Origin of the sequence: Actinoallomurus sp. CA-142502, assembly GCF_050936355.1 — a bacterium.
Taxonomy (GTDB): Bacteria; Actinomycetota; Actinomycetes; order Streptosporangiales; family Streptosporangiaceae; genus Actinoallomurus; species Actinoallomurus iriomotensis.
This window is the reverse complement of the sequence record NZ_JBNJMY010000001.1, coordinates 3,534,370-3,552,729: the sequence shown is the minus strand read 5'-3', so window position 1 is coordinate 3,552,729 and position 18,360 is coordinate 3,534,370. Positions and strand designations below refer to the sequence as shown.

The 18,360-nt window shown below is 71.6% G+C and carries 12 protein-coding genes; 10 read left to right on the top strand and 2 right to left on the bottom strand.

From position 1 onward, the window contains the following. Positions 1–144 precede the first annotated feature (144 nt). Together hutI and hflX are read right to left on the bottom strand one after the other, a co-directional pair. Entirely contained in the window at positions 145–1,356 is a 1,212-nt protein-coding gene (gene hutI / locus ACQEV1_RS17200; RefSeq protein WP_285580707.1) for an imidazolonepropionase, read from the bottom strand. A gap of 346 nt (positions 1,357–1,702) precedes the next feature. Next, positions 1,703–3,106: a GTPase HflX gene (hflX, locus tag ACQEV1_RS17195; RefSeq protein ID WP_285617442.1), complete on the bottom strand. Its 1,404-nt coding sequence runs from the start codon at positions 3,104–3,106 to the stop codon at positions 1,703–1,705. 243 nt (positions 3,107–3,349) lie between these two features. On the opposite strand from hflX, the gene aceB reads away from it, so the two are divergent. The 10 genes from aceB (at position 3,350) to ACQEV1_RS17145 (ending at position 18,133) form a co-directional block, all read left to right on the top strand. Continuing rightward, positions 3,350–4,951, top strand: a complete 1,602-nt coding sequence (gene aceB, locus ACQEV1_RS17190; protein WP_285617443.1) for a malate synthase A — start codon at positions 3,350–3,352, stop codon at positions 4,949–4,951. A gap of 129 nt (positions 4,952–5,080) precedes the next feature. After that, positions 5,081–6,538, top strand: a complete 1,458-nt coding sequence (locus ACQEV1_RS17185) for an FAD-linked oxidase C-terminal domain-containing protein (protein WP_432705518.1) — start codon at positions 5,081–5,083, stop codon at positions 6,536–6,538. Continuing rightward, a complete protein-coding gene (locus ACQEV1_RS17180) occupies positions 6,538–7,698 on the top strand; it encodes an FAD-binding oxidoreductase (RefSeq protein ID WP_433394689.1) in 1,161 nt (386 codons plus the stop codon). Before ACQEV1_RS17185 ends, ACQEV1_RS17180 begins: the two co-directional genes overlap by 1 nt. Next, positions 7,698–8,960 (top strand): (Fe-S)-binding protein, encoded by a 1,263-nt coding sequence (locus ACQEV1_RS17175; RefSeq protein WP_433394688.1) that lies wholly within the window; start codon positions 7,698–7,700, stop codon positions 8,958–8,960. Before ACQEV1_RS17180 ends, ACQEV1_RS17175 begins: the two co-directional genes overlap by 1 nt. A 6-nt stretch (positions 8,961–8,966) precedes the next feature. Next, the gene (locus ACQEV1_RS17170) at positions 8,967–10,616 is read left to right on the top strand and encodes an L-lactate permease (RefSeq protein ID WP_433394687.1); all 1,650 of its coding nucleotides are present in this window, start codon (positions 8,967–8,969) and stop codon (positions 10,614–10,616) included. A 76-nt stretch (positions 10,617–10,692) separates the two neighbouring features. Continuing rightward, positions 10,693–11,463 carry a hypothetical protein gene (locus tag ACQEV1_RS17165; protein ID WP_433394686.1) on the top strand — a complete coding sequence of 257 codons (771 nt, stop codon included), beginning with the start codon at positions 10,693–10,695 and terminating at the stop codon, positions 11,461–11,463. A gap of 77 nt (positions 11,464–11,540) precedes the next feature. After that, positions 11,541–12,203, top strand: coding sequence for a response regulator transcription factor (locus ACQEV1_RS17160; RefSeq protein ID WP_285618867.1), 663 nt, complete (start codon positions 11,541–11,543; stop codon positions 12,201–12,203). A 24-nt stretch (positions 12,204–12,227) separates the two neighbouring features. Continuing rightward, entirely contained in the window at positions 12,228–13,610 is a 1,383-nt protein-coding gene (locus ACQEV1_RS17155; RefSeq protein ID WP_433394685.1) for a HAMP domain-containing sensor histidine kinase, read from the top strand. A 69-nt stretch (positions 13,611–13,679) separates the two neighbouring features. Then, the gene (locus ACQEV1_RS17150) at positions 13,680–14,909 is read left to right on the top strand and encodes a glycosyltransferase (RefSeq protein ID WP_285617453.1); all 1,230 of its coding nucleotides are present in this window, start codon (positions 13,680–13,682) and stop codon (positions 14,907–14,909) included. Beyond that, entirely contained in the window at positions 14,906–18,133 is a 3,228-nt protein-coding gene (locus ACQEV1_RS17145; RefSeq protein WP_433394684.1) for a glycosyltransferase family 39 protein, read from the top strand. Before ACQEV1_RS17150 ends, ACQEV1_RS17145 begins: the two co-directional genes overlap by 4 nt. Positions 18,134–18,360: the final 227 nt, after the last annotated feature.

The window sequence follows — 18,360 nt, the reverse complement described above, 5'->3', positions numbered from 1 at the left end:
ATCACGCTACCGCCCTGTTCGAGCCGTGCGACGCGATGCTCTGCGAGAACGGACCGATGACCTCGCCGGTGGACCAACGAAGACGTAGACCTGCGCTGGCAGGCGTTCCTCCGCCGCGGTCCTCCGGGGGCTTCGAGGCAGGCGCTAGACCTGGACGGGGACGCCGCCGCGCCAGACGCGCTGGGCGCGGAGGCCGAACGCCCATGCGAAGGCGCCCTCGTGGTCGGCGTCCCAGAGCACGATGTCGGCGTACATGCCGGGTGCGAGCGCGCCGCGGTCGGAGACGCGCAGGGCGGCCGCGCCGCCGAGTGTCGCGGCACGCAGCGCCTCGTTGACGCTGAGGCCGAACATCGCGACGGACAGGCCGACGACGAGCGGCATCGAGGTGATGCCGCACTGGCCCGGGTTGTGGTCGGTGCCGAGCGCGAGCGTCACGCCCCGGTCGAGCAGGGCGCGCACGGGCGGGGTGCGGCCGTTGTGAAGGGCGCTGCCCGGGCAGATCGTCGCGGCGACGCCTCCGTGGTGGAGCGCCTTGATGTCGTCCTCGTTGGCCTCGGTGAGCAGGTCGGCGGAGGCGCAACCGACCTCGGCGGCGACCTGCGCGGCGCCGACGCGCTCGTTGGCGCAGGCGTGGATGCGGGCCTTGAGCCCGACCCGCTGGCCGGTCATCAGCAGGACACGGGCCTCGTCGGGCGTGAAGTGGCCCTCGTCGCAGTAGACGTCGATGCTGTCGGCGCCGGCCGCGGCGGCGTCGCCCGCCCAGAGGCGTACGGCCTCGATGTAGTCGCGGCGGCGGCCGAAGTATTCGGGCGGCAGGACGTGCGCGGCGAGGAAGGTGGCGTGGATGCGCGGCATCGACGGCTCTTCCTCGAGCGAACGCAGCATCCGGATGTCGGCCAGCTCACCGTCGCGGGTGAGGTGGTAGCCGGTCTTGGCCTCGATCGTGGTGGTGCCGGCGCAGATCCACTGCCGGAGCCGCTCGCGGACGTTGTTGCAGAGGGTCCAGGGGTCGGTGCCGCGGGTCACGGTGACCGTGGAGGCGACGCCGCCGCCGGCCGCGACGATCTCGTTGTTCGTCGAGCCGCTCGTGCGCATCGCGAGCTCGGCCCAGCGGTTGCCCGCGTAGACCGGGTGAGAGTGCGCGTCGATCAGGCCCGGGGTGACGAGCCCGCCGCCGAGGTTCTCGACGTGGTCGACGTCGACGATGTCGTCGATGACACCGGGGACGCTCTGGGGCAGGTCCGAGGCGGGCCCCGCCCAGACGATGCGGTCGTCGTGCACGAGGATCGCAGCGTTGCTGCACACGTCGGTGCCGGTCCACAGCCGACCGATGTTCGTCAGCAAACGTACGGTCATTGCATCACCGCCCGGCTACGCCACTGCGCCGGTGAAGGGTGTCCGGACGCCATGCAGCGGGTCACCTGCTCTCGCTCGACTAACGACGGCAACGCTGCCGACGGACCCAAGTGCGGTTAAGGAGGTGGCCATGAGACCACCTGGAGCAACGAACCCGGAAAACTCGGTTTCGTCACGGTAGTGCACCAACGCCCCCCTGTACAGCCTTTGGCCGCATACCACTACTCGACCGCCCCAACGGCCGACTGTTACAGGCGCTTTGAAGATACCTCAGGAAGACCACGCGCTTGGGGCGAACGGCGAAAGATGACCGGGACCGAAGTGGTCCCGGTCATCTCGTAGCCGGTCAGACCTGCGCGGAGGCGTACGGCTCGAGCTCGGCCGCCAGGCGGTCGGGCACGCGGACGTGCAGCGCGGTGCCCTCGGCGGTGTGCTCCTGGGAGAGCACCTCGCCGGTGTCGTGCGCACGGGCGACCAGGTCGCCGCGATCGTACGGCACCAGGGCGCGCACCTCGCGTTCGGCACGCGGGAGCACGTCCTCGATCACCTGCAGCAGCTCGTCGATCCCGGCGCCGGTGCGCGCGGAGACGACGACGCTGTGCGGCTCGTGCCGGCGGAGCCGGGCGAGCGCCATCTCGTCGGCGATGTCGGCCTTGTTGATGACGATGAGCTCGGGGACGTCGGCGCCGCCGATGTCGCGCAGCACCTCGCGCACGGCGGCGATCTGCGCCTCCGGGTCGGCGTCGGAGCCGTCGACCACGTGGACGATCAGGTCGGCGTCGGTGACCTCCTCCAGCGTCGAGCGGAACGCCTCGACGAGCTGGTGCGGCAGGTGGCGGACGAACCCGACCGTGTCCGCGAGCGTGATGGCGCGGCCGTTCGGCGTGCTCGCCCGGCGCACCGTCGGGTCGAGGGTGGCGAACAGGGCGTTCTCCACCAGCACGCCCGCGCCGGTCAGGCGGTTGAGCAGGCTGGACTTGCCGGCGTTGGTGTAGCCGGCGATGGCGACCGCGGGCACCGCGCGGGTGCGCCGCTGGGACCGCATCGTGTCGCGGGCCTTGCCCATCTCGTTGATCTGGCGGCGCAGCTTGGCCATGCGGGTGCGGATACGCCGCCGGTCCAGCTCGATCTTGGTCTCACCGGGGCCGCGGCCGCCGATGCCGACACCGCCGGCGGCACGGCCACCGACCTGACGGGACAGGTTGCCACCCCAGCCGCGCAGGCGCGGCAGGAGGTATTCGAGCTGGGCCAGCTCGACCTGGGCCTTGCCCTCGCGGCTGCTGGCGTGCTGGGCGAAGATGTCCAGGATCAGGGCCGTACGGTCGATGACCTTGACCTGGACGATCTCCTCCAGGCGGCGCAGCTGGCTGGGCGCCAGCTCTCCGTCACAGATCACGGTGTCGGCGCCCGTGGAGATCACGACGTCGCGCAGCTCCAGCGCCTTGCCGGAGCCGACGTACGTCGCGGGGTCGGGGCGCGACCGCCGCTGGATCATGCCTTCAAGGATCTGCGAGCCGGCGGTCTCGGCGAGGAGTGCCAGCTCGCGCAGGGAGTTCTCGGCGTGGACCTCGTCTCCGTCGGTCCACACGCCGATCAGGACGACGCGTTCGAGCCGGAGGGCCCGGTATTCGACCTCGGTGATGTCGCGGAGCTCGGTGGAGAGCCCGGCGACCCGGCGTAGCGCCTGCCGGTCTTCGAGGTCCAGCTCACCGGTCAGCGGCTCTGGCTCTTCGTAGGAAAAAGTAGACATCTTCCCCCATGTCAACACCGGAACATCCCCGGATCTTCCCCTGATGCTGCCACGTACCCGCGTTTCGCACACCTGGATATCGGCCCGGGAGGTCGGTCGGGGTGGGTTGGTCGGGACAGGCACCAGTCGGCGTACCCGCTCCGGACGTCCACACGGGTAGGACCCCTTTGACCGGTCCGCGAGGACATTAATAGGCTTTCCACTAAGCAGAAGAGAAATTTCGCCAGACGAAAGGGTGGGCAGATGGCTGGACCCGCAGGCGTGGAGCTGACCGGCTCCGTCGAAGATCGGTTCGGGGAGATCCTCACGCCCGAGGCACTGGGCTTTCTCGCCACCCTCCAGCGCGAGTTCGGCACGCGCCGCCGCGAGCTGCTCGGCCTTCGGGCCGAGCGCCAGGAGGAGCTGGCCCGCGGCGGCACGCTCGACTTCGCCCCGGACAGCGCGGACGTCCGCCAGGACCACACCTGGCGCGTGGCCGACCCGGCGCCCGGCCTGGAGGACCGTCGCGTCGAGATCACCGGCCCGACGGACCGCAAGATGACGATCAACGCGCTCAACTCCGGGGCGAAGGTCTGGCTCGCCGACTTCGAGGACGCCAACACGCCGCTTTGGGAGAACATGGTCGGCGGCCAGCTCAACCTCAAGGACGCCCTCGACCGCACCATCGACTTCGAGACCGGCGGGAAGTCCTACACCCTGAAGCCGGACGAGGAGCTGGCCACCATCGTCGTGCGGCCGCGCGGCTGGCACCTGGACGAGAAGCACGTCCTCGTGGACGGCGAGCGCATGTCCGGCTCCCTGTTCGACTTCGGCCTCTACTTCTTCCACTGCGCGCGGCGCCAGCTCGACAAGGGCAAGGGACCGTACTTCTACCTGCCCAAGATGGAGAGCCGGCACGAGGCGCGCCTCTGGAACGACGTCTTCAACCTCGCCCAGGACCTCCTGGAGATCCCGCGCGGCACGATCCGGGCGACGGTGCTGATCGAGACCATCCCGGCCGCGTTCGAGATGGAGGAGATCCTCTACGAGCTGCGGGACCACTCCGCGGGGCTCAACGCCGGCCGGTGGGACTACCTGTTCTCGGTGATCAAGAAGTTCCGCTCGCGCGGCCGGCAGTTCCTGCTGCCCGAGCGCAACGCGATCACGATGACCGCCCCGTTCATGCGGGCGTACACCGAGCTCCTGGTGCGCACCTGCCACAAGCGCGGCGCGCACGCGATCGGCGGCATGGCGGCCTTCATCCCCTCCCGTCGCGACGAGGAGGTCAACAAGGCCGCGTTCGAGAAGGTGCGGGCCGACAAGACCCGCGAGTCCGAGGACGGCTTCGACGGGTCCTGGGTCGCCCACCCCGGCATGGTCGACATCTGCCGCGAGGTCTTCGACGGCGTCCTCGGCGACCGCCCGAACCAGCGCGACCGGCTCCGCGAGGACGTCTCGGTCTCGGCGTCGGACCTGCTGGCGGTGGAGAAGACCCCTGGTGAGATCACCGAGGCGGGGCTGCGCAACAACATCAGCGTGGGCCTGCAGTACATCGCGACCTGGCTGGGCGGCAACGGCGCGGTGGGCATCTTCAACCTGATGGAGGACGCCGCGACCGCCGAGATCGCGCGCTCGCAGGTGTGGCAGTGGATCCACAACGACGTCGAGCTCGCCGAGGGCCCGAAGGTCACGCCGGAGCTGGTCGAGCGGCTGATCGACGAGGAGCTCGGCAAGATCCGCGAGTCGTACGGGGACGCCTACGACGAGAAGCGCTTCGCCGACGCGGTGAGCCTGTTCAAGGAGGTCGCCCTCGCCGATGACTACGCCGACTTCCTGACCGTCCCGGCGTACGAGCGGATGCCCTGAGGACCGCGCCCCGGAGTCCGGCGGACTCCGGGGCGTTTCCGCAGGTCATCGGCCGTGCACATGACGTACGGCAAGGGCCAGATCACACCTTGGTACCGATTAGTTTGGATCCGTTCCAAAAGGTCAAGGATGGGTGATGTGTCTACAGCAGGGCTGGACGGGCTCGCAGAGCGGCTGAGGGTCGTCGCCGGAGCCGGGAACGTCATCACCGACCCTGCCGAGCTGCGCACGTACGAGTGCGACGGGCTGACCTACCACCGGGCGACGCCGGGCATCGTGGTGCTGCCGGACAGCGCCGAGCAGATCGCCGAGATCGTCAGGGCGTGCACGGCCGAGGGCGTGCCCTACATCGCGCGCGGCTCCGGCACCGGGCTGTCGGGTGGAGCGCTCCCCCGCACCGACGGCGTGCTGATCGTCACCTCCCGCATGCGGCGGATCCTGGAGATCGACATCGACGACGAGCGCGCCGTCGTCGAGCCCGGCGTGATCAACCTCGACGTGACCAAGGCCGTACGGTCGCAGGGGTACTACTACGCGCCCGATCCCTCCAGCCAGCAGATCTGCTCGATCGGCGGCAACGTCGCGGAGAACTCCGGCGGCGCCCACTGCCTGAAGTACGGCTTCACCGTCAACCACGTGCTGGCCTGCGAGGTCGTCACGCCCGACGGAGAGATCGTGGAGATCTCCGAAGCGCCGGGCTATGACCTGCTCGGCGCGTTCGTCGGCTCCGAGGGCACGCTGGGCATCACCACCAAGATCACCGTGCGGCTCACGCGCCTGCCGGAGAAGGTCGAGACGCTGCTGGCCGCCTTCGACACCATCGAGAGCGCGGGCGAGGCGGTCTCGGCGATCATCTCCGCGGGCGTGGTGCCCGCGGCGATCGAGATGATGGACGCGCTGTCCATCGAGGCGGCCGAGGCGGCGGTGGCCTGTGACTATCCGCCGGGCGCCGGCGCGGTGCTCGTCGTCGAGCTGGACGGGCCCACCGCCGAGGTGGACCACCAGTTCGCGCAGGTCAAGGAGTTGTGCGACGCGGCGTTCGAGATCCGGGTGGCCGCCGACGACACCGAGCGGGCCCTCATCTGGCGGGGCCGCAAGTCCGCGTTCGCGGCGGTGGGCCGGATCAGCCCCGACTACATCGTGCAGGACGGCGTCATCCCCCGTACGGCCCTACCCGAGGTGCTGGCCAGGATCGACGAGCTGTCGGGCGACAGCGGCGTACGGGTCGCGAACGTCTTCCACGCCGGCGACGGCAACCTGCATCCGCTGGTGCTGTTCGACGACGCGGTGCCGGGCGCGGCCGAACGCGCCGAGATGGTCTCGGGCCAGATCCTCGACCTGTGCATCGAGCACGGCGGGTCGATCACCGGCGAGCACGGCGTGGGCGTCGACAAGGCCAAGCACATGCCCCGGATGTTCACCGAGGAGGACCTCGACACCATGCAGATGGTGCGGTGCGCCTTCGACCCGGCCGGCCTGTGCAACCCCGGCAAGGTGTACCCGACCCCACGGCTGTGCGGCGAGGTGCCGGGCCGCCGTACCGGGGTCCATCCGCTCGTCGAGAGCGGAAAGGCGGACCTGTTCTGATGACGCAGGTGATCGACGCTCTGGCCAAGGCGTGCGAGGTCCGTCCCGCCGAGCCCGAAGACGCCGTCCAGGGAGTCGGCGCCGCGTACGTGGCCGCGCCCGCCACCGTGACGGAGGCGGGCGAGCTGATGCGCGCCGCCGCCGAGCACCGGCTCACCGTCGTGCCGCGCGGCGCCGGCACCAAGCTGCACTGGGGCGCGCCGCCCGAGCGCTGCGACCTGATCGTCGAAACGCGGCGGCTCGGCCGGCTGATCGAGCACACCGCGGGCGACCTCGTCGTCAAGGCCGAGGCCGGGCTGCCCCTGGAGAAGCTGCAGGAGGCGGTCTCCGGCACGCGCCAGCAGCTCGCCCTCGACGCCCTGGTGCCCGGCGCGACCGTCGGAGGCGCGCTCGCCACCGCCACGGCCGGCCCCCGGCGGCTCCTGTACGGCTCGGCGCGCGACCTGCTCATCGGGATCACGGTCGTGCGCGCCGACGGAGTGGTCGCGCACGCCGGCGGCAAGGTGGTCAAGAACGTCGCCGGCTACGACCTCGGCAAGCTGTTCACCGGCTCGCGCGGCACCCTCGGCCTGATCACCGAGGCGGCGTTCCGGCTGCACCCGCTCCCGCAGGCCAGCGCGTACGTCTCGGCCACCGTCGCGGACGCGGCCGCCGCGCTGGAGCTGACGCGGGCGCTGCGACGCTCGTCGCTCGTGCCCTCGGCCATCGAGGTGGACGGGCCGGACCCGATCACCGTGACCGTGCTGCTGGAGGGGTTCGCCGGCGGCGTGCCGGCGCGCGCCGAGGCGGCCCGCGACCTCATCGGCGGCCGGATCACCGAGGAGCCGCCCGGCTGGTGGGGACGGCTGCCGGACGGAGAGGTGCTCGCCGAGGTGCGCGCCGCGCCCTCGAAGCTCACCGCGGTCTTCCAGGAGGCGCCCGCGCACGTCCGCGGCTCCGCCGGGCGCGGCGTCTGGCACGTCGGGCTGCCCGCCGGCGACGCGGAGCAGGCCCTCGACCGCCTCCGGCGCCACGGCAGCGCCGTCGTGCTGTCCGCGCCGGACGGCACGGCCCTCGACCGGTGGGGGCCGGTACCCGCCCTGGCGCTGATGCGACGCGTCAAGGACCAGTTCGACCCGGAGCACCGCCTGTCGCCGGGACGCTTCGCAGGGGGGATCTAGTGGAGGACTTCCGCGAGTTGCTCGACGACTGCGTGCACTGCGGGTTCTGCCTGCCCACGTGCCCGACGTACCAGCTGTGGGGCGAGGAGATGGACTCCCCGCGCGGGCGGATCCACCTGATGAGCCAGCACGAGCAGGGCGAGCCGCTCAGCGGGCCGATGATCGAGCACTTCGACCGCTGTCTCGGCTGCATGGCCTGTGTGACCGCGTGCCCGTCGGGCGTCAAGTACGACCGGCTCATCGAGGTCACCAGGGCCAAGGTCGAGGACGAACGGCCGCGCGGTCGTACCGATCGGCTGCTCCGCGAGGCGATCTTCGCGTTCTTCCCGTACCCGAAGCGCCTTCGTCTCCTGCGCGGGCCGCTCCGCGCTTACCAGGCATCCAAGATCAACATGGCGCCCCTGCTGAACCGGATCTCGCCGACGCTGGCGGCCATGGAGCGGCTGGCGCCGCCGCGCGCCTCCCATGTGCGCCTGCCCGAGCGCGTCGCCGCCCGCGGCGAGCGCCGCGCCGTCGTCGGCATGCTGACCGGCTGCGTGCAGCGGGAGTTCTTCCCCGGCGTCAACGCCGCGACCGCGCGCGTCCTGGCGATGGAGGGCTGCGACGTCGTCATCTCCAAGGACCAGGGCTGCTGCGGGGCGCTGTCACTGCACTCCGGGCGGGCGGCGGAGGCCAGGGCGTTCGCCAAGAAGACCATCGAGACCTTCGCCGACGTGGACGTGGTGGTCGTCAACGCGGCCGGGTGCGGCTCGGCGATGAAGGACTACGGCGACGTGCTGGCCGACGAGCCCGAGTGGGCGGAACGGGCGCGGGAGTTCTCGGCCAAGACACGCGACCTCACCGAGTACCTCGCCGAGCTGGGGCCGCGCGCCACCCGCCATCCGCTGGAGATCACGGTCGCCTACCACGACGCCTGCCACCTCGCCCACGCCCAGGGCATCCGCGTCCAGCCGCGCGCGCTGCTCGCGGGCATCCCCGGCCTGGAGATCCGCGAGATCGCCGACCCGGAGATCTGCTGTGGTTCGGCGGGCGTCTACAACCTGCTGCAGCCCGAGGCCGCCGGTGAGCTCGGCGACCGCAAGGCCGCGAGCGTGTCGGCGACCGGAGCGGACCTGCTCGTGGCCGCCAACCCGGGCTGCTCGTTGCAGATCGCCACGGCGCTGCGCCGCCGGGGCGAGGAGATCGCGGTGGCACACACCGCGGAAGTGCTCGACGCGTCCATTCGGGGGATCGGCAAGGAGCAGTTGTCCCCTCGGAGGTGACCCCCGTTGTACCGCCAAGTGCTCGATCCCGTCGCTCATTCCCTGGCGTGGAGCTCGCTGGTCTCGGCGCTCCCCCTGCTCACCCTGTTCGTACTGCTGGGTCTCGTGCGGATGCGCGCGTGGTTGGCCTCGGTCATCGCCCTGGCGGTGTCGGTGGTCGTCGCGATCTGGGCGTACGGCATGCCCACCGGCCAGGCGCTGCTCGCCGGCGGTGAAGGGGCGGTGTTCGGCTTCTTCCCGATCCTGTGGATCGTCATCAACGCGATCTGGATCTACACGATGACCGTCGAGACCGGGCACTTCGACGTGCTCCGACGGACGTTCGCCCAGGTCAGCGACGACCAGCGCATCCAGGCGATCATCATCGCGTTCTCCTTCGGCGCGCTGCTGGAGGCCCTGGCCGGGTTCGGCACGCCGGTGGCGATCACCTCGGTGATGCTCATCGCGATGGGCTTCAAGCCGCTCAAGGCCGCGGTGGTCGCGCTGGTCGCCAACACCGCGCCGGTCGCGTTCGGCGCGATGGCCATCCCGATCATCACCCTCGGCGGCGTGACGCACATGTCGAGCGACACCCTCGGCGCCATGGTCGGCCACCAGACGCCGATCCTCGCGGTGTTCGTGCCGCTCGTGCTGGTGTTCATCGTCGACGGCCGCCGCGGCGTCGCGCAGACGTGGGTGGCGGCGCTGACCGCGGGCGTGGCGTTCGGCCTCGCGCAGTGGATCACCTCGAACCACCTGTCGGTGCCGCTCACCGACATCGTCGCGTCGCTGTTCTCGGTGGTCGTCCTCGTCGCGCTGCTGCGCGTCTGGCAGCCGGGTGAGACGCTCGGCGGGCCCGAGCCCCGTACGGTCGTCGCGGGCGGGGCGGCCGACGAGCCGACGCCGGGGTTCGCCGGACGGGTCGCGCGCCCGGACGCGCGTGCGGAGGTCGTACGGGCGTGGGCGCCGTACGCGATCATCATCGCGGTCTTCGTGCTCGCGCAGATCAACCCGATCAAGGGCTGGCTCGACGAGCCGACCAGGACGGTGAACTGGCCGGGCCTGCACATCACCGGCGCCTCCGGCAAGGTCTCGACACTGCCGCAGTTCAAGATCAACTGGCTGAACGCGGCGGGGACCCTGCTGCTGATCTCCGGTGTGTTCAGCGCGATCGCGCTGAAGGTCGGCGTGGCGCGGGCGCTGCGCGCGTACCGGGCCACACTCGTGCAGCTGCGCTGGGCGATCGTCACGGTCATGGCGGTGCTGGGCCTCGCGTACGTGATGAACGCCTCCGGCCAGACGATCACGCTCGGCACCTGGATGGCGGGCGCCGGCGGCTTCTTCGCATTCCTCTCCCCCGTCCTCGGCTGGCTCGGCACCGCGGTCACCGGCTCGGACACCTCCTCCAACTCGCTGTTCGGCGCCCTGCAGGTGGCCGCCGCCGGCAAGGCGAACCTGTCGCCGCTGCTGATGGCGGCCTCCAACAGCTCCGGCGGTGTGCTCGGGAAGATGGTGTCGCCGCAGAACCTCGCGATCGCCGCGGCGGCCGTCGGCATGGACGGCAAGGAGGGCGACATCTTCCGCCGGGTGATCCTGTGGAGCCTGGTCTTCCTCGCCGGAATGTGCGTGCTCGCGCTTCTGCAGTCCGTCGCGGTCCTGTCATGGATGGTGCCCTGACCAGGAGTCATCCGTACAGTCGCGGCGTTTCCGCAGGTCGGTTTGCTATGTTTTGGGGCTTATGCGGCGGTGCTCCGTGGTGTCACGGAGCGCCGCCGACCCGCCGACCCGGGACCTGGAAGCCATGGCACGGAGTCACTCGCGCAGAAGCGCGCACAGAAGGAAGAGACAGAGCCGGCGCACCGCCGGTCTCGGCATCGCGGGCGGCGTGCTCGGCGTCGGCGCGGTGGCGGGCCTCATCGTCGGCGTGCGCGCGCACGGCGACCACGGCATGCCGGCACCGCGTACGGTGGCCGCCCGGACGAGCGCCGGACCGGGCTCCGGCGTCAGCAGCCTGTCGCGGCTGAAGACCGGCTCCCGGCTCGACGTCAGCACGCCGGACGGCTACTCGTACTCTCTCGCCGCGGTCAAGGCCGGGACGGCCGAGCGGCCGCTCGCCAGCACGACGGTACGGCCGGCGGACGGCACCACGCTCGGCTACCTCGACTACGTGATCACGAACACCGGCACCGACGCCGCGCTGCTGGACTTCCCCGCCGACCTGTTCGTCAAGCGGTCCCGAGTGCCGGCGAGCGTACTGGCCGAGAACCGCTGCATGCCGCAGCCGGGCGCGCCGTCGGACATGTGCACGCTGCCCGACCACACCGACGTGGTCAACACGCTCGGCTTCGCGCCGCCGCGCTCGGAGGACGGGGACCAGTACATCCCGGCGGGCGCGAGCTACCTCGTCCGGGTCGCCACCGACATGCCGGTCGACGCCTCCGTCACTCCGCAGGACATGGGGCTGTACGTCTGGAACCCCCGCTTCACGCAGAACCGGCGCGCGGTCGAGGTACCCCTCCCCTGACCAGCTGAGATTTGGATGAGAAACCTCGTCACCTGCCCTGATCGGTCGTGACGGCGGATACCGTCATTGACGTGCGCATTCTGGTCGTAGACGACGAACCCGCGGTCCGTGAGTCTCTCGCGAGCAGCCTCGCGTTCGAGGACTATGAGGTGGTCACCGCCGCCGACGGCGTGGCGGCGCTCGACGAGCTCGACCGGACCCAGCCCGACCTGGCCGTTCTCGACATCCTGATGCCCCGCATGGACGGCCTCACCGCGTGCCGCCGCCTGCGCGCCCGCGGGGAGACGCTGCCGGTCCTCATGCTGACCGCGCGGGACACGGTCGGCGACCGGGTCACCGGGCTGGACGCCGGCGCGGACGACTATCTCGTCAAACCGTTCGAGCTGGACGAACTCCTCGCGCGGGTACGGGCGCTGCTCCGCCGCAGCGTGGTGACGACCCGCGGCGGCGAGCTCCTGGAGTACGCCGGCCTGCGAATGAACACCGTGACCCGCGAGGTGAGCCGCGACGGCCGCGCACTCGAACTCACCCGCACCGAGTACTCCCTGCTGGAGCTCTTCCTCACCCACCCGCGCCAGGTGCTGACCCGCGAGCAGATCCTCAAGGCGGTGTGGGGCTTCGACTTCGAGCCGTCGTCCAACTCCCTGGACGTGTACGTCATGTACCTGCGTCGCAAGATGGGCGAACCGCGTCTGATCAACACCGTCCGCGGCGTCGGCTACGTCCTGCGCTCCTCGTGACGGCCTGCCTCTAGGAGGGATCGCGTGAGACGGCATCTTTCCTTGCGCACCCGGCTGGCCGTACTGACCAGCCTCGCCGTCGCCGTGGCCGTGGCGGCCTGCGCGGTCGGCTGCTGGTTCGTCGTACGCGGACGGCTGATCGACCAGCTCGACCAGTCGCTGTCGGGGGGACCGCGCGCCGGCGGGCCGCCCGGCGCGGACGCGAGGCCCGGATCGGCGCGCTCCATCTGCGACCTGCAGCCGCGGAAGGACGACCCCTTCCGCAGGTACCAGCCGACGCTGCAGGTCATCTCGCCGGACGGCACCTACTGCAGCTCGCCGGGGACCTCCCCGCTGAAGGTCGTGCCCGGCGACGTCGCCATCGCCCGCGGCCAGAAGCAGGCCACCTACCGCGACGGCCAGACCGCGGACGGCACCCCGATGCGGGTGTTCACGCACCGCGACCCCGGCGGCTTCGCGGTGTCGGTGGCCAAACCGCTCGCCCAGGTCAACGAGTCGCTGAACAGCCTCGCCCTGCTCCTCGTCGCGGTCGCGGCCGTCGGCGTCGTCGGGGCGGCGGTCGCGGGCCTGCTCATCGCCCGCGCCGGTCTGGCGCCCGTGGACCGGCTGACCGACGTGGTCGAGCACATCGCGCGCACCGAGAAGCTGGACACCGCCATCCCGGTGGAGGGACGGGACGAGATCGCCCGGCTGAGCCGGTCGTTCAACAGCATGACCCGTGCGCTCGCCGGGTCTCGCGAGCGGCAGCAGCGGCTGATCGTGGACGCCGGCCACGAGCTGCGCACGCCCCTGACCAGCCTGCGCACCAACGTCGACCTGATGCTCCGCAGCGAGGAGACGGGCCGTCCGCTGCCCGACGACGGCAAGAAACGGCTGCTGGTCAACGTGAAGGCGCAGCTCGTGGAGCTGTCCAGCCTGGTCGGCGACCTCCTCGACCTGGCGCGCGACGAGGACGTCGCCGACGTGGGCCCCGTCCCGCTGCACGAGGTGGCCGAGAACGCGGTGCGCCGCGTACGCCCGCGAGGGCCGACGCTGCGGATCGAGGACGAGATCTCGCCGTGGTACGTGCGCGGGGACGCCGCGGCGCTCGAACGCGCCCTGGTGAACCTCCTGGACAACGCGATCAAGTTCAGCCCGCCGGGCGGCACCGTGTCGGTCCGCCTCCGCGACGGGGAGCTGACCGTACGGGACGAGGGGCCGGGCATTCCGGACGAGGACCGGCCGTACGTCTTCGACCGCTTCTGGCGTTCGCCGTCCGCGCGGGGGCTGCCGGGGTCGGGCCTGGGGCTGGCCATCGCGGCCCGTGCCGTACGGGACGCGGGCGGGGAGATCCGGCTGGATCCGGCGCCCGGCGGCGGCACGGCGGCCTGGATGAAACTGCCCGGAACCCGGGTTCCGGGCCCTTGATCCGCTTTCTCATCCGCGGTTAAGAAACGGCTCACTCGGCTCCCACGCTCGCCCACGACCTTGGTCGTCATGAGCGAGATTTCCCTGTCGGCCGGGCCGCAGGCGCGGCCCGGCATGGTCTTTGAGGCGCGCGGTCCTCTCATCGAGATCGCGATCCCGGTCTACAACGAAGAACACATCCTGGCCGCCAGCGTGCGACGCCTCCACACCTACCTGCTCGAGACGTTCCCGTACCGGTTCGTGATCACGATCGTGGACAACGCGAGCACGGACCGGACATGGGACGTCGCGTCGCGGCTGGCGCTGCGGTTCTCCGAGGTCGAGGCCGTACGGCTGCCCCAGAAGGGGCGCGGCCGTGCGCTGCGTCACGTGTGGGGCACCAGCGTGGCCGACGTCGTCGCGTACATGGACGTCGACCTGTCCACGGACCTCGACGCGTTCCTGCCGCTGATCGCGCCCCTCGTGTCCGGCCACAGCGACCTGGCCATCGGCAGCCGCCTGTCGCGCGGCTCGGCGGTCGTCCGCGGCCCGCGCCGCGAGGTGATCTCCCGCATCTACAACCTGATGCTCCGCACGACGCTCGCGGCCCGGTTCTCGGACGCGCAGTGCGGGTTCAAGGCGGGCCGGGCGGAGATCGTACGGGCGCTGCTCCCGGCGGTGGAGGACGAGGAGTGGTTCTTCGACACCGAGCTGCTGCTGCTCGCCGAGCGGAACGGACTGCGGATCCACGAGGTGCCGGTCGACTGGGTCGATGACCCGGACAGCCGCGTCGACGTCGTCCGTACCGCCCTGGACGACCTGCGGGGGATGCTGCGCATGGGACGCCGATGGCTCGCCGGAGCGCTGCGGGTGCAGGTGCCGTCGCGGCGGCTGCCCGCCGGGATGCGGGCGCAGGTGCCGAGCTTCGCCGTCATCGGGCTGGTCAGCACGATCGCCCAGCTCGTCCTGTACGGGCTTTTGCGGCTTCTCATGCCGGTCGTTCTCGCGAATGTGGTCTCCTATTTCCTCGCCGCCATCGCCAACACGGCCGCGAACCGGCGGTTCACCTTCGGCGTGGTCGGCACCCGGCGGATCGTCCGGCACCAGCTCGAAGGCGGGGTCGCGTTCCTCGTGGGACTCGGCGTGAGCACCCTCGGGCTGTTCGCGGTGCACGCCGCGTGGCCGCACGCGTCGCGGTTCGTCGAACTGGCCGCGCTGCTGGCCCTGAACCTGTTCGCCGCGGCGATCCGCTTCGCGCTGCTGCGCGCGTGGGTGTTCCACCCGCGGCGGACGCCGGACCTGGAAGAGGAGACCCGATGAGTGTCCTTTCGCCACACCGCGCCGCCCCCGCGGTGGACGCCGAACCCGCCCCCGCGCGGCGCTCCGGCGACCCGTGGTGGACCCGGGGGGCGCTCGGGGGCGTGCTGCTCCTCGCGGCCCTCCTGTACGGCTGGGGCCTGTCGGGCTACGCCAACGAGTACTACTCCGCCGCGGTGCGCAGCGGCACGGAGAGCTGGAAGGCGTTCTTCTTCGGCTCGCTGGACTCCGCGTCGTTCATCACCGTGGACAAGCCGCCGATGGCACTGTGGGTGCAGGAACTGACCGCACGGGTCATCGGGTTCGGGAGCTGGAGCCTGCTGCTGCCCGAAGTCGTCATGGGCGTCGCCGGGGTCTTCGTGCTGTATGTGACGGTGCGCCGCGTCTTCGGCCCGGTCGCCGGGCTGGTGGCCGCACTCGTGATGGCGCTGACCCCGATCACGGTCGCGATCAACCGGGACAACAACCCCGACACGCTGCTGGTGCTGTTGCTGCTGCTCGCGGCGTGGGCGTGCCAGCGCGCCGTCGAGTCGGGCCGGCTGCGCTGGCTGCTCGCGTCGGCGTTCTTCCTGGGCTGCGGCTTCAACACCAAGATGCTCCAGGCGTACCTGCTGCTGCCGGCGCTGGCCCTCGTCTACCTGCTGTTCGCGCCGGGCGGCCGGCTGCGCCGCGTGTGGCACCTCCTGGCGTCCGGGGTCGTCCTCGCGCTATCCAGTTTCTGGTGGATGGTCGTGGTAGACCTCATTCCGGCCTCCTCCCGCCCGTACATCGGCGGCAGCACGGACGGCACGGTCTGGGACCTGGTGATCGGCTACAACGGCCTCGGCCGGGTCACGGGCAACGAGGGCGGCGGCCCGGGCGGAGGCCGGGGCGGCCCGGGTGGGGGCCAGGGCGCGAGCTTCGCGGGCGCGTCCGGGCTGGGCCGGCTGTTCAACGACACGGTCGGCGGCCAGATCTCGTGGCTGCTGCCATTCGCGGCCCTCGTGCTGGTCGTGGGCGTGGTGACCTTGTGGAAGCGCCCGCGCACGGACCTCGCGCGGGCCGCCGTCGTGCTGTGGGGCGGCTGGCTGGTGGTCCACTTCGTCATCTTCAGCTTCTCCGACGGCACGATGCACCCGTACTACACGACCGCCCTCGCCCCGGCCGTGGGCGCACTGACCGGAATCGGCGGCACCCTGTCACTACGGGCGTACCGATCCTCGAGCCGCCGCCACGACGCGGCGTTCACCGGTGACGCCTCAGACGGGACGCTGGGCGGGAACGTTTCGGACGCGGCGCTGAGCCTCGGTTTCCCGGACCCGGCACCGGCCCGGCACGGCTCGGGCGGGGCACTGCGTGGCGACGCCTCAGACGCGGCACTCACCGGGAGTTCCCCGGACACGACACCGACCGGGCACGGCTCGGGCACAGCGCCGCGTGGCGACGCCTCAGACGCGGCACTCGCCGGGAGTTCCCCGGACACGGCACCGACCGGAGACGGCTCAAGCGGGGCACTGCGCGGCGACGCCTCGACCGCGGCGCTCACCGAGAATTCCCCGGACCCGGCACCGACCGGGCACGGCTCGGGCATGCCGCCGGGTGGGTACGCCTCAGAGGTGGCGCCGGCCGAAGGCGCTTCCGGCGCGGCACTGAGCGTCCACCGTCGGACCTCCGCGAGTGCACCGGACACCGATCCGGCGGTACGGGCCGGGCGCACCGAAGATGGCTGGGCCGACGACGGCCGGACGGTGGACGTCCGGGGTCGGGCCGGTCAGGGTGAGCCGGCTCGCACCGGCGGCGCATTCGGACCGGGCGTCTCTGCCCACGACGGATACGGCCGGTGGAGCTCGGTCGCGTGGAGCTGGTCGCTGCCGCTGGGCGTCGCCGTCACGGGCGGCTGGTCGTTCGCCCTGCTGCGGCGGACGCCGAGCTGGAACCCCTGGCTGTCGTGGACGGTGCTCACACTGACCGTGCTGGCGGTCGCAGGTTTGGTGGTGGCTCTCATCGGCGGCGCCTCCGGGCCGGGCCGGCGCGCTCCCCGCCACTCTCCGGCAGCTGCCCGACCGGGCACGGATCCGGCCGCCGCACGACCGGCGGCCGCCCACGGTCCAGCGGCGACGGTCGAACCCGGTCTGAACGGCCCATCCGCGTCGGCCACAACGCCCGGCTCCGCCCCGAACGGCCGGTCAACGTCGACAGCTGGATCCGCTCCAGACGGCCGGTCGACGCCGGCCACAACAGCTGGATCCGCCCCAGACGGCCCGTCAACGTCGACCACAACAGCTGGATCCGCCCCAGACGGCCGGTCGACGCCGGCCACAACAGCTGGATCCGTCGCGGACGGCTCGTTGGCGTCGGCCCCTGTCTGGCCCTCATCCAGCGAGGCTCCCGCATCCTCATCTGGCGCGGCGGGTCCGACGACCTCGTCGGCGTCGGGCGGGTCCGACCGCACCGGCGGCTCCGTGAAGGCGGGCCTGCGGTCGAGGCTGGGCCGGGTGGCCGCGGTCGCCGCGATCGTCGGCATGGTCGCGGGCCTGGCCGGCCCAGCGGCGTACGCGGTCTCCGCCGCCGCGTCCAGCTCCAACGGCACGAATCCCCTCGCGGGTCCGTCGGGCGGCTTCGGGATGTTCGGCGGCCCGGGGATGCGTGGCGGCAACGGCCGGATTCCGGCGGGCGCGCGGCGGGCGATGGAGGACCTGTTCCCCGGCGGCATGCCGCCGGGCGGAGCCGGTGGTTCTGGCAACTCAGGCGCGCCGGGCATGCCGGGCCAAGCGCCCGGCGGCGGTACGGGCCGGCCCAACGGCGGACAGGGCGGCTTCCCCGGCGGAGGCGGAGGCTTCCCGGGACGGAGCGGCGGCTCCCCCGGCGGAGGCGGCCCGGGCGGCGAGGCGAGCACTCAGCTCATCTCGTACCTGCAGAAGAACCGCGGCGGCGCCACCTGGCTCCTCGCGGTGTCCAGCGCCATGAGCGCGTCGTCGATCATCATCAAGACCGGTGAGCCGGTCATGGCCATGGGCGGCTTCACCGGTAGCGATCCGGCGATGACCGTGTCGAAGCTCCAGCAGTACGTGAAGAGCGGGAAACTGCGCTTCGTGATGGTGGGCGGAGGCGGCCCGCCCGGCGGCAGCTCGGACGTGACCTCCTGGGTCACCAAGAACTGCCAGGCCGTGAAGGCATCGGAGTACGGCGGGACGTCGACCTCGTCGTCGCAGCAGCAGAACTCCCAGGGGCTCTATCGCTGCACCTGAGGGGCTTCTCCACCCCGCCGTCCCGCTGGGCGGCGCCCGGCCGGCACCATGCCGCCTGAGCGCCGCCCAGCCGACGTATTACCGGACCCGGAATCACCTCAGCGTCCCCACGCGCGAGGCCTTCCCCCGACACCGCTCCACCCGAACGACCGCCCTGCCCGACGACCACCGCGTGTACGGCCTGAACACGCTCGATCGGCGCACCGGCTACAGGCGGCTCCAGGACG